Genomic DNA, 12359 nt, shown 5'->3' with positions numbered 1-12359 from the left:
ATACCCACTCGGAGGCACCGCATTCCTGGCACATCCGGGGCAGATCACCCACTCACATTGACACTCGAGCCGCACGAATGGTGGGCTCGGGCTCATTCGTACGAGTGGGTGACGTCTCGCGACGAGGAGGCTCTGTGCAGCTCAGGGGCAGGAGGCGGAACACCGCCGTCGCTGTGGCGGTGATCGGCACGCTGCTGGGCGGCGCCGTGGCCTCCGCGCCACCCGGGTCCCTCGCGGGGCCCTCCGCACCGGACGGGCCTGCGCGCACGCCGTCCGGAGCCGCGCCCGGATCCGCCGCCTCCGCAGCCACCCCCGCAGGGGGCCTGCTCGACCCCGGCGCGGACACTCCCCGGGCGGCCTCCGAGGGGCCCGCGGTCTGGCCCCGGCCGCAGTCGATGGCCGCCGACCCGGCGCGCGAGCTGCCGCTGGGCGCCGAGGCCGTGCTGGTCGCCGCGGCCGACGCGGATCCGTACGCCGTCAAGGTGGTGCGCGACGCCCTGCGCGGGGCGGGCGTGCGGACCGTCCACGAGCCGGCGCCCGGTGCGCCGCTGCCCGGGCGGGGCACCGTCGTACGGCTCCAGGACGCGGACGCGGAGGAGGCGCTGCGGGCCCTGGGCGCGGCCGCGGCGACGGACCTTCCGAGCGGCGGCTACCGGCTGGCCGTGGGACGGCCCGGCGGCCGGGACACGATCGCGCTGGCCGGTGTGGGCGAGGGCGGGCTCTTCCACGCGGCACAGACGCTGCGTCAGCTCCTCGCGGCGGGCGGCGGGAAGGTGCCCGGCGTACTGGTGCGGGACTGGCCGGCCGCGCCGGTGCGCGGGATCACCGAGGGCTTCTACGGTGAGCCGTGGACCCGCGAACAACGCCTCGCGCAGGTGGACTTCATGGGGCGCACCAAGCAGAACCGGCTGCTGATCGCGCCCGGCGACGATCCGTACCGCACGACGGGCTGGCGCCAGGACTACCCGCAGGAGCAGCAGGCGGATTTCCGCGCGCTGGCCGAACGGGCCCGTGCCAACCGGGTCGTCCTGGCCTGGGCGGTCACCCCGGGGCAGTCGATGTGCCTGTCCTCGGAGGCGGACCGGGCGGCGCTCGCGCGCAAGCTGGACGCGATGTGGGACCTCGGCTTCCGCGCCTTCCAGGTGCAATTCCAGGACGTCAGCTACAGCGAGTGGGGCTGCAAGGCCGACCGGGAGCGGTACGGGAAGGGCCCCGCGGCGGCCGCGAAGGCGCACGCGGAGGTCGCGGGCGGACTGGCGGCGCACCTGGCCGCCCGGTATCCGGGCGCGCCCGCGCTGTCGCTGCTGCCGACGGAGTACTACCAGGAGGGGGCCACCGTCTACCGGACGGCCCTGGCGGGCGCGCTGGACCCGCGGGTGGAAGTGGCCTGGACGGGCGTGGGCGTGGTGCCCCGCACGATCACGGGCAAGGAACTGGCCGGGGCGCGCTCCGCCCTGGGCCATCCGCTGATCACCATGGACAACTACCCGGTCAACGACTGGGATCCGGGCCGGATCTTCCTCGGCCCCTACACGGGCCGCGAGCCGGCGGTGGCCGGTGGTTCGGCGGCGCTGCTGGCCAACGCGATGCCGCAGGGCACCCTGTCGCGGATCCCGCTCTTCACGGCGGCGGACTTCGCGTGGAATCCGCGCGGTTACCGGGCCGGCGAGTCCTGGGCGGCGGCGGTGCGCGAGCTGGCGGGCGCCGATCCGCAGACGCGCGCGGCGGTCGCGGCGCTGGCCGGGAACACCGCGTCGTCGGGGCTGAAGCAGGAGGAGTCGGCTTATCTGAAGCCGCTCATCGAGCAGTTCTGGAAGGCCCGTGCCGCGGGTGATCCGGCGGCCGGTGCCGGGCTGCGCAAGGCGTTCACGGTCCTGCGCGAGGCCCCGCGCCGGCTGCCGGCCCTGTCGGGCGAGGCGGGTCCCTGGCTGGAGCGCCTGGCACGCTACGGGACGGCGGGCGAGCTGGCGGTGGACGTCCTGCAGGCGCAGGCCCGCGGGGACGGGGCGGCCGCCTGGCAGGCGTCCCGGGCGCTGGCCGAGGCCCGCGCGGCGCTGGCGGAGCCGGGACCGGCCCGGGTGGACGAGGCCGTACTGGCCCCCTTCCTGACGGAGGCGGCGGCGGAGGCCGACGCCTGGACCGGGGTCGCCCGCAAGACCGGCACGGTGACGAAGGGGGCCGATGCCTGGACCGTACGGCTGGACGCCGCGCGCCCGGTGTCGGCGGTGACGGCGATGACCGACCCGCTGCCGGCGGGGGCGCGCGGCGCGGTGGTGGAGGTGCACGTACCCGGCGAGGGCTGGCGCAAGGTCGCCGACGCCGCGGCCTCGGGCTGGACCCAGGTGGACACGCCGGGGCTGAGCGCGGACGCGGTGCGGCTGTCCTGGGCCGGGGCCGAGTCCGCGCCCGCCGTGCACCAGGTGGTGCCGTGGTTCGCGGACGGCCCCCGGGCCCGCTTCGAGCTGGCCGACGGGGCCGCGGTCGACGCCGAGATCGGCGGCGCCCCGCAGCGGGTCTCGGCGCAGCTGTCCGCGCTGGGCCCCGCCGAGGTCCGCGGGCCGCTGTCGGCGCGGCCGCCCGCGGGCATCGAGGTCCGTCTTCCGCAGACGGCGGTGGCCCCGCGCGGCGGCCAGGTGTCGATCCCGCTGGAGGTCAGCGTCGCCGCGAACACCCCGCCGGGCAGCTACCGGGTTCCGGTGATCTTCGACGGGGAGTCACGCGTCCTGACCGTGCGTGCGCTGCCCCGTACCGGAGGTCCTGATCTGCTGCGCAAGGCGCGGGCGACCTCCTCGGCGAACGAGACGCCCGACTTCCCGGCCCGGGCGGCCGTGGACGGCTCGACGTCCACCCGCTGGTCTTCACCGGCGGTGGACGGCGCGTGGTGGCAGGCGGAGCTGCCCGCCCCGGCGCGGGTGGGCCGGCTGGAGCTCCACTGGCAGGACGCGTATCCCTCGGCGTACCGGGTGGAGACCTCTGCGGACGGGGTGACCTGGCGGCCGGCGGCAGCGGTCGCGGCCTCGCGGGGCGGTCGCGAGTCCCTGCGGATGGATGCTCCGGACACCCGCTTCATACGGGTGACGTGCGACCGCCGCGCGACGCGGTACGGCTGCTCGCTCTGGTCGGCGGAGGCCTACGCGGTCACGCCGTAGGGGGCGTCCTGCCGCGGCTGCCGGACCGCCCCTGGGGTGGCCCGGCAGCCCGCCGACGGCTATACCGCCGCGACTCCGATGCGCTCCAGGGCGTCCTCGGCCCCGTACGGCTGGAGGTACGGCATCCACCGGGGGTCCCGGTGCCCCGTGCCGATGATGCGCCAGGCCAGGCCGGAGGGCGGGGCCGGCTGGTGGCGCAGACGCCAGCCGAGTTCCAGCAGGTGCCGGTCGGCCTTGACGTGGTTGCAGCGGCGGCACGCGGCGACGACGTTGTCCCAGGCGTGCTGGCCGCCCCGGCTGCGCGGGATGACGTGGTCGACACTGGTGGCGACGGCACCGCAGTACATGCAGCGGCCGCCGTCCCGTGCGAACAGCGCGCGCCGGGTGAGTGGAACGGGCCCCCGGTAGGGGACCCGCACGAAGCGCTTGAGCCGTACCACGCTGGGCGCGGGGACGACCCTTGTCGCGCTGTGCAGATAGGCGCCGGATTCCTCCAGGGAGACCGCTTTGTTCTCCAGGACGAGGACGAGCGCGCGGCGGAGCGGTACGACGCCGAGGGGCTCGTACGACGCGTTGAGGACCAGGACGTGCGGCACGGACTGCCTCCTTGTACGCCGGCGGCGCGTGGCTCGCGCCGGGACGATCTGCTCTCCAGTCTCTCCTTACGGCTGGTCGAAACGCCACCACGCGCCCGTAACGGGTCCGAGGTGTTTTCAACCACACTCAGTCATCCCCGGGTGAGTCTGGTCTCTCCCTCGAACACGGCACCAAGCTGAAGGGATTGCCCCGTTAGTGTGGTTGGTCTGTCCCGCATACCTCCGGTTCCGTCCGGGGGTACCCCCGGTTCCGCGGGCAGAACGCGATACCTGGAGGTTCCCGTCGTGCCCTGGCCCGCCGCTCTGCTGCCGCTCGCAGCCGAAGTCCCGGACGCGCCCGCATCGGTCAAGGAGGCGCAGGCGAGCGTCACCGAGGCCGCCAGCTTCATCGAGCAGAACTGGGCCACCTGGCTGAGCATCGGTCTGCGGATCCTGCTGATCGTCGTGATAGCTGCGGTCATCCGCTCGGCGGTGCGCAAGGCCCTGACCAAGCTGATAACCCGGATGAACACCAGCGCCGAGGCGGTGGAGGGTACCGCTCTGGGCGGTCTGCTGGTCAATGCCGAGCGGCGGCGCCAGCGTTCGGAGGCGATCGGCTCGGTGCTCCGGTCGGTGGCCTCGTTCCTGATCCTCGGCACGGCCGCGCTGATGGTCCTGGCCGCGCTGAAGATCGACCTGGCCCCGCTCCTGGCCAGTGCGGGTGTGGCCGGTGTGGCGATCGGTTTCGGCGCCCGCAACCTGGTGACGGACTTCCTCTCCGGCGTGTTCATGATCATGGAGGACCAGTACGGCGTCGGTGACAAGATCGACGCGGGCGTGGCCTCGGGCGAGGTCATCGAGGTCGGGCTGCGCGTGACCAAGCTCCGCGGGGACAACGGCGAGATCTGGTACGTGCGCAACGGCGAGATCAAGCGGATCGGCAACCTCAGCCAGGGCTGGGCGACCGCGGGCGTCGACGTCCAGGTCAAGCCCTCGGAGAACCTGTCCAGGATCCGCGAGGTGGTCCAGGAGGTCGCCGACTCCATGGCCAAGGAGTCCCCGTGGGACGAGCGCCTGTGGGGTCCGGTGGAGGTGCTGGGGCTGGACGAGGTGCTGCTCGCCTCGATGACCGTGAAGGTGTCCGCCAAGACCATGCCCGGCCAGCAGTTCGCGGTGGAGCGGGAGCTGCGCTGGCGGATCAAGGAGGCCTTCGACGCGGCGGGCATCCGGATCATCGGCGGCATGCCGGCCGCCGACGAGGACGAGGAGGCCCCGGCCGATCCGTCCGCCTCGGTCGCCGCGCCGTCCGCCCTGGCGAACCCCGCGTCACCGCAGTCGCTGGCCACCGCCCCGATCCCGCCGCCGGCCGGCCCGCGGATCACCAAGTAGTCGCACGTCGCACGAGCCCCGCTCGCCCCCCGCTGCCCCGCAGGTCATTCGTGAAATGACACAGCCTGCGGGGCAGCGGCATTGACACAGTTCAACAGGTGATAGGAAACTTACCTAACAGATCACCTCGGTGAGGGAGAGCCGCTCGATGCCCGCCGCCACGCCCGGAACGCCCAGCCTGTTGCGCGCCATGAACGACCGGGCCGCACTCGAACTGCTGCTGACGCACGGCCCGCTGTCCCGGACCCGCATCGGGCACCTGACCGGCCTGTCCAAGCCCACCGCCTCCCAGCTGCTGGCCCGCCTGGAAGCGGTCGGGCTCGTCGTGGCCACCGGCACGGACGGCGGACGCCCCGGTCCCAGCGCCCAGCTCTACGCGATCAACCCCAGGGCCGCGTACGTCGGCGGCCTCGACGTCACCCCCGAGCGCGTGCTGGCGGCCGTCGCCGACCTCACCGGCACGGTGATCGCCACCCACGAGGTCCCCTACACCGAGGGCGCGGACGCCGTCGACCAGGTGACCGAGGCCCTCGGCGGGGCCGTCAAGGCAGCCGGGCTGCACCGCTCCGACCTGCGCCGGGTCGTCATCGGTACGCCGGGCGCCTTCGACCCGCAGAACGGCCGGCTGCGCTACGCCAGCCACCTCCCCGGCTGGCACTCCCCCACCCTCCTGGAGGAACTGGCGGCGGCCCTGCCGATGCCCGTCGAGTACGAGAACGACGTCAATCTCGCCGCCGTCGCCGAACAGCGGCTCGGCGCGGCCCGCGGCCACGAGGACTTCGTCCTGCTGTGGAACGAGGAGGGCCTCGGCGCCGCGCTGGTGCTCGGCGGCCGGCTGCACCGCGGCTGGACCGGCGGCGCGGGCGAGGTGGGCTTCCTGCCCGTACCGGGCCGCCCCCTGGTCCGGCAGGTCACCCGGGCCAACTCCGGCGGGTACCAGGAACTGGCCGGCGTGGAGGGTCTGCCCCGGCTCGCCGCGGAACTGGGCGTCGAACCGCCGGCCGAATCCTCCCCGGACACCGCGGACGCCGCCGATGCGTCCGGCGCCCCCGGCGCGCCCGGCACCCCCCACGGACCGGAGGTCGCCGCCGCCGTCGCCCTGCTCGCGCAGGCGGCCGCCGCGCCCGAGGGGGCGCACCTGCGCTTCCTCCAGTCGTACGCCACCGCGCTGGCCACCGGTCTCGCCTCGGTCGTCGCCGTGCTGGACCCGGAGATCGTGGTCCTGTCCGGGGCCGCGATCAGCGCGGGCGGCGAGCCGCTGCGCACACTGCTGGAGGCCGAGCTCGCCGAACTGGCCCCCTCCCGGCCCCGGCTGGTCCCCGGCGAGGTTACGGAGCGGCCCGTCCTGCACGGCGCGCTGGAGAGCGCGCTGGCCGCCACCCGGGACGAGGTCTTCGACACCTCGGGCTGAACCACCCGCGCGCGCCCGCCCATCCCCTCTTGCCCCGCACCCACCCCCGCGCCCCACCGCCACCGGCACCCCCCACGGAAGTTCCTCCCGCAGAGAGCGAGCCCCGCCATGCCCAGAACCGGACGCCTGACCACCGCCACCGCCCTCCTCGCGGCGATATCCGCCCTCGCCACGGCCTGTACGGGCCAGAGCGCGGACACCGCCTCCGACGATCCGAAGGCGGACGTCACCCTCAACTTCTGGCACGGCTGGTCCGCGCCGAGCGAGGTCAAGGCCATCGAGGACAACATCGCCCGGTTCGAGAAGGCGCACCCGAACATCAAGGTCGAGGTCACCGGCAACATGACCGACGACAAGGTCAACCAGGCCCTGCGCGCGGGCGGGGACAAGGCTCCCGACGTGGTCTCCTCCTTCACCACCGACAGCGTGGGCAAGTTCTGCAACTCCCGCGCCTTCGCCGACCTGAACCCCTTCCTCGCGAAGTCCGGGGTGGACAAGACCAAGGTCTTCCCCAAGACCCTGCTGGAGTACACGGAGTTCAACGGCAACCAGTGCACGCTGCCTCTGCTCAACGACGCCTACGGCCTCGTCTACAACAAGACCGCCTTCGCCGCCGCCGGCATCACCGAACCCCCGAAGACCTGGAGCCAGTTCACCGAGGTCGCGCAGAAGCTCACCAAACCCAAGGGCGACTCGTACGAACAGGTCGGCCTGATGCCCACCTTCCACGGCTACGAGACCAAGCCGACGCGGCTCGCGGCGCAGTGGGGCGCCACGTACTTCGGCGCCGACGGCAAGTCCAACCTGGCCGCGGACCCGGCCTTCGCCAAGATGCTGACCGCACAGAAGGACCTGGTGGACAAGCTCGGCGGCTACGAGAAGCTGGAGCGGTTCCGCAACACCTTCGGTGACGAGTGGAGCGCCGAGCACCCCTTCCACACCGGCCAGGTGGCCATGCAGATCGACGGCGAGTGGCGGGCCCCGATGGCCAAGGAGGCCGGAGTCCCCTTCGAGATCGGCACCGCCCCGCTGCCCGTCCCCGACGATCAGGCCGCCGACTACGGCAAGGGCTACCTCTCCGGCACGATCATGGGCATCGGCTCCGGCAGCAAGAAGCAGAACGCCGCCTGGGAGCTGGTCAAGTACATGACCACCGACACCGAGGCGGTGGTGGCCTTCGCCAACGCCATCCACAACGTGCCCTCCACCCTCGCCGCCCTGGAGTCCCCGGACCTGCAGGTGACCCCGGAGTTCAAGACCTTCCTCGACATCGCCCGGCACCCGAAGTCGAGCACCACTCCGGCCCAGGCCGACGGCGGCACCTACCAGCTGACCTTCGAGGACTTCGCGTACGGGGTCGAGAAGGGCGACGTGGCCGACATCCCGGCCGGTCTCGCCAGGACCGACCGGCAGATCGACACGGACATCGCGAAGGCGAAGTAGCCCGATGACCGGCACCGGAACCGGAAGCGGCCCCCTGCGGTCGAAGCGGCGGCGCTCCGCCCTGCGGACCGCGGCCTTCATGTCCCCCTGGCTGATCGGGTTCTCGGTCTTCTTCGTCTACCCGCTGCTGTCCACTCTGTACTTCTCCTTCACCCGGTACGACGGCTTCCGCCCGCCCGCCCTCAACGGCGCGGACAACTGGAGCTACGTCTTCACCGACTATCCGCTGTTCTGGCCGGCGATGCGCAACACGCTGTGGCTGGTCCTGGTGATGGTGACCTGCCGGGTCGCCTTCGGCCTCGGCATCGGCCTGCTCATCACGAAGATCAAGACGGGCACCGGGATCTTCCGGACCCTGTTCTACCTGCCCTACCTGGCCCCGCCCGTCGCGGCGACCCTGGCCTTCGTCTTCCTGCTCAACCCCGGCACCGGCCCCGTCAACACCCTGCTCGACGCGGTGGGACTGCCCGCCCCCGGCTGGTTCACCGACGCCGACTGGTCCAAGCCGGCCCTGACCGCCCTCGCACTGTGGGGGGTGGGCGACCTGATGGTCATCTTCATGGCCGCGCTGCTCGACGTGCCGAAGGAGCAGTACGAGGCGGCCGAGCTGGACGGGGCCGGGTCCTGGGCCCGGTTCCGCCACATCACCCTGCCCAACATCTCCCCGATCATCATGTTCGCCGTGGTCACCGGGGTCATCCAGGCCATGCAGTACTACGCCCAGCCGCTGGTGGCCGGCAAGGTCGCGGCCGGGGTGATCGGCGGTTCGGGCCAGCAGTTCGAGCCCGGCTACCCCGACAAGTCCACCCTGACCCTGCCCCAGCTCGTCTACAACCTCGGGTTCCAGCGCTTCGACTACGGCACCGCGTGTGTCGTCGCACTCGTCCTGTTCGCCCTCTCCATGGCCTTCACCGCGCTCCTGATGCGCCGCCGTGGCGGTCTGATCGGAGCAGGTGAATGAGCACGTACGACGGCAGGAGAACCTCCAGGGCGGTACTGCACTGGGTCGGGGTGCACTCGCTCGGCGTGGCCGCCGCCCTCTTCTTCGTCCTCCCCTTCGTCTTCCTCCTGCTCACCTCCCTGATGGGCGACCGGCAGGCGCTGACCCGCGACCTGTGGCCCGACACCTGGGAATGGGGCAACTACGCGAAGGTCTGGCACACCCCGGGCTTCCTGACCTGGTGGCGCAACACGCTCCTGTACGCCGGACTCGGCACCCTGTTGACCGTGGTCTCCTCCGTGCCCGTCGCGTACGCACTCGCCAAGTTCCGCTTCCGCGGGCGGCGGCTCTCGCTGCTGCTCGTGATCGCCATGATGATGCTGCCGCCGCAGGTGGTGGTCATCCCCATGTACCTCTTCTGGGCCAAGCAGCTCGACCTGTCGGGCACCCTGTGGCCGCTGATCATCCCGATGGCCTTCGGCGACGCCTTCTCCATCTTCCTGCTCCGCCAGTTCCTGCTGACCATCCCCGACGAGTACCTGGACGCCGCCCGCGTCGACGGCTGCGGCGAGCTGCGCACCCTGCTGCGCGTGGTGCTGCCGATGGCCCGGCCCGGGATCGCCGCCGTCGCGCTCTTCCAGTTCTTCTGTGCCTGGAACGACTACTTCGGCCCGCAGATCTACGCCTCCGACAACCCTGCCGCCTGGACCCTCAGTTACGGGCTGGAGTCCTTCAAGGGGGCGCACCACACCAACTGGAACCTGACCATGGCCGCGACCGTACTGGTCATGGCACCGGTGATCGTCCTCTTCTTCTTCGCTCAGAAGGCGTTCGTCGAGGGAGTCACCCTGACCGGCGTGAAAGGCTGACGACGATGAAACTCGCAGTGGTGGGCGGCGGTTCCACCTACACCCCCGAACTGATCGACGGCTTCGCACGGCTGCGCGACACCCTGCCCGTCACCGAACTCGTACTGATCGACCCGGCCACCGAACGGCTGGAGCTGATCGGCGGCCTGGCCCGGCGGATCTTCGCCCGGCAGGGCCACCCGGGCCGCATCACCACCACCTCCGACCTCGACGCGGGCATCACCGGGGCCGACGCGGTCCTGCTCCAGCTGCGCATCGGCGGACAGGCCGCCCGGCTGCAGGACGAGACCTGGCCGCTGGAGTGCGGCTGCGTCGGGCAGGAGACCACGGGCGCGGGCGGGCTCGCCAAGGCGCTGCGCACCGTCCCGGTGGTCCTCGACATCGCCGAGCGGGTCCGGCGGACCAACCCGGACGCGTGGATCATCGACTTCACCAACCCGGTCGGAATCGTCACCAGGGCCCTCCTGCAGGCCGGGCACAGGGCCGTCGGGCTGTGCAACGTCGCCATCGGCCTCCAGCGGAAATTCGCGGCCCTGCTGGACCTGGCGCCGGCCGACATCCACCTGGACCACGTGGGCCTCAACCACCTCACCTGGGAACTGGGCGTGCGCCGGGACGGCCCGGACGGCGAGGACCTGCTGCCGGGGCTGCTCGCCGCGCACGGGGAGGCCGTCGCCGGGGACCTGCGCCTGCCGCGGGCGCTGCTGGACCGGCTCGGCGTCGTGCCCTCGTACTACCTGCGCTACTTCTACGCCCACGACGAGGTCGTACGGGAGCTGGGGACCAAGCCCTCGCGGGCCGCCGAGGTCGCCGCGATGGAGCGGGAGCTGCTCGCCCTGTACGGGGATCCCGCCCTCGACGAGAAGCCGGCGCTGCTCGCGAAGCGGGGCGGCGCCTTCTACTCGGAGGCGGCCGTGGACCTGGCCGCCTCCCTGCTGGCCGGCGACGGCCCGGCCGTACAGGTCGTCAACACGTACAACAACGGCACGCTGCCCTTCCTGCCGGACGACGCGGTGATCGAGGTGCAGGCCCGCGTCGACGGCTCCGGAGCCGCTCCACTGGCGGTGCCGCGGCTGGACCCGCTCTTCGCCGGGCTGATCGCGCACGTGAGCGCGTACGAGGACCTCGCGCTGGACGCGGCGCTGCGCGGCGGGCGCGAGCGGGTCTTCAGGGCGCTGCTGGCGCACCCGCTGGTCGGGCAGTTCGACCTGGCCGAAGGGCTGACCGACCGGCTCCTCGCGCACAACAAGGAGCACCTGGCATGGGCGTGACCCCCGTGACCCTCCCCTCGGTGCTGGCGATCGACGCGGGCAACAGCAAGACGGACGTGGCCCTGCTGGCTGCCGACGGCTCGGTGCTCCGCTCCGGCCAGGCCGGGGGCTTCCAGCCGCCGCGCACGGGCGTGGCCGCGGCCGTCGACGTGCTGGCCGCGGCGATGGCCGACGCCGGACTGAGCACCGACCGCGCGGCCGGGCCGTGGGCGGAGCGGGTGTCGGCCTGCCTCGCCAACGCCGACTTCGCGGTGGAGGAGGAGGAACTGGCGCGCGAGATCGAGCGCCGCGGCTGGGGCCGTACGACGGCGGTGTACAACGACACCTTCGCGCTGCTGCGCTCCGGGCTGCCGACGGGCGCCGACCCGTGCGGTGTCGCGGTGGTGTGCGGGGCGGGCATCAACTGCGTCGGGATGACCCCGGACGGGCGGACCGCGCGCTTCCCCGCGGTCGGCCGGATCTCCGGCGACTGGGGCGGCGGGGGCGGACTGGCCGAGGAGGCGCTGTGGTTCGCGGCCCGCGCCGAGGACGGGCGGGGCGGGGCGACGGAGCTGGCCCGGGCGCTGCCCGCGCACCTGGGCCACGACTCGATGGCCTCGCTGATCGAGGCGATGCACCTGGGCCGTGTCCCGCGCGGGCGGCGGCACGAGCTGACTCCGGTGCTGTTCGCGGTGGCGGCCGCCGGGGACCCGGTGGCGCTGTCGCTGGTGCACCGGCAGGCGGACGAGGTCGTGGCGATGGCGTCGGTGGCGCTGGGCCGCCTGGGTCTGCTGGAGCAGGAGGTGCCGGTGGTGCTGGGCGGCAGTGTGCTGGCGGCCGGGCACCCGCAGCTCAACGACCGGATCGCGGCGGGCCTCGCCGAACGGGCCCCGCGCGCCCGGATCTCCGTGATCACGGCTCCGCCGGTGCTGGGTGCCGGCCTGCTGGGCCTGGACGCGCTCGGATCCCCGCCCGGTGCGTACGAAAAACTCCGTGCCCATTTCGGGTGAACCTGCCCCGGAAGTCCTCCGGTCTGGAACCGTGGCGAGCGTGCGGACGTATTGACGGTGAAGGGGCGGCGAAGGGGGCCCTCGGGGACGGATCACCCTGGATCCAGCACCGGGTGCTGTGGTCGACCGGCACTACGGCCATACTGCTGCGCAGGGGGTACCTCCCAGCGCCGGCTGGGGGACGACAGGACCGAGGGGGAGGTCACGGTGGCGATCACATCACGCGCGCCCGCGCCCGGGGGCGGCGTTTCCGTGCCGCCCGCCGGTCCGCCGGCCGCGCCTCCCGTCGGACCGCCCGGGCGGGGCACCGCCTGCGCCGAGGG

The 12359-nt window shown here is 73.0% G+C and carries 9 protein-coding genes; 8 read left to right on the top strand and 1 reads right to left on the bottom strand.

Annotated elements, in window-relative coordinates; genetic code table 11:
* Positions 1-134: 134 nt before the first annotated feature.
* On the top strand, positions 135-3149 hold the full coding sequence (locus ACWGE1_RS23075; RefSeq protein ID WP_453422375.1) for a beta-N-acetylglucosaminidase domain-containing protein: 3015 nt from the start codon (positions 135-137) through the stop codon (positions 3147-3149).
* 59 nt (positions 3150-3208) lie between these two features.
* On the opposite strand, the gene ACWGE1_RS23070 is transcribed toward ACWGE1_RS23075, so the two are convergent.
* A complete protein-coding gene (locus ACWGE1_RS23070) occupies positions 3209-3745 on the bottom strand; it encodes an HNH endonuclease (protein WP_453422374.1) in 537 nt (178 codons plus the stop codon).
* Between the two features lie 285 nt (positions 3746-4030).
* Here ACWGE1_RS23070 and ACWGE1_RS23065 point away from each other — a divergent pair, with 285 nt between their 5' ends.
* From ACWGE1_RS23065 to ACWGE1_RS23035, 7 genes are all read left to right on the top strand, one after another.
* Complete coding sequence (locus tag ACWGE1_RS23065; RefSeq protein WP_453422373.1) at positions 4031-5113, top strand: mechanosensitive ion channel family protein; 1083 nt, start codon at positions 4031-4033, stop codon at positions 5111-5113.
* Between the two features lie 148 nt (positions 5114-5261).
* Complete coding sequence (locus ACWGE1_RS23060) at positions 5262-6524, top strand: ROK family protein (protein WP_453422372.1); 1263 nt, start codon at positions 5262-5264, stop codon at positions 6522-6524.
* A gap of 108 nt (positions 6525-6632) precedes the next feature.
* The gene (locus ACWGE1_RS23055) at positions 6633-7967 is read left to right on the top strand and encodes an ABC transporter substrate-binding protein (RefSeq protein ID WP_453422371.1); all 1335 of its coding nucleotides are present in this window, start codon (positions 6633-6635) and stop codon (positions 7965-7967) included.
* 4 nt (positions 7968-7971) lie between these two features.
* A complete protein-coding gene (locus ACWGE1_RS23050; protein WP_453422370.1) occupies positions 7972-8928 on the top strand; it encodes a carbohydrate ABC transporter permease in 957 nt (318 codons plus the stop codon).
* Positions 8925-9776, top strand: a complete 852-nt coding sequence (locus tag ACWGE1_RS23045; RefSeq protein WP_453422369.1) for a carbohydrate ABC transporter permease — start codon at positions 8925-8927, stop codon at positions 9774-9776. The genes ACWGE1_RS23050 and ACWGE1_RS23045 overlap by 4 nt, the downstream gene beginning before the upstream one ends.
* Positions 9777-9781: 5 nt before the next feature.
* Positions 9782-11047, top strand: a complete 1266-nt coding sequence (locus ACWGE1_RS23040; protein WP_453422368.1) for a 6-phospho-beta-glucosidase — start codon at positions 9782-9784, stop codon at positions 11045-11047.
* The gene (locus ACWGE1_RS23035) at positions 11038-12036 is read left to right on the top strand and encodes an N-acetylglucosamine kinase (RefSeq protein ID WP_453422367.1); all 999 of its coding nucleotides are present in this window, start codon (positions 11038-11040) and stop codon (positions 12034-12036) included. Before ACWGE1_RS23040 ends, ACWGE1_RS23035 begins: the two co-directional genes overlap by 10 nt.
* The last annotated feature ends 323 nt before the right edge of the window (positions 12037-12359 follow it).

The sequence above is a fragment of the Streptomyces sp. NPDC054932 genome, assembly GCF_053610205.1.
The sequence above is the reverse complement of the archived record's forward strand: the minus strand, read 5'-3'. Positions and strand labels throughout refer to the sequence as shown.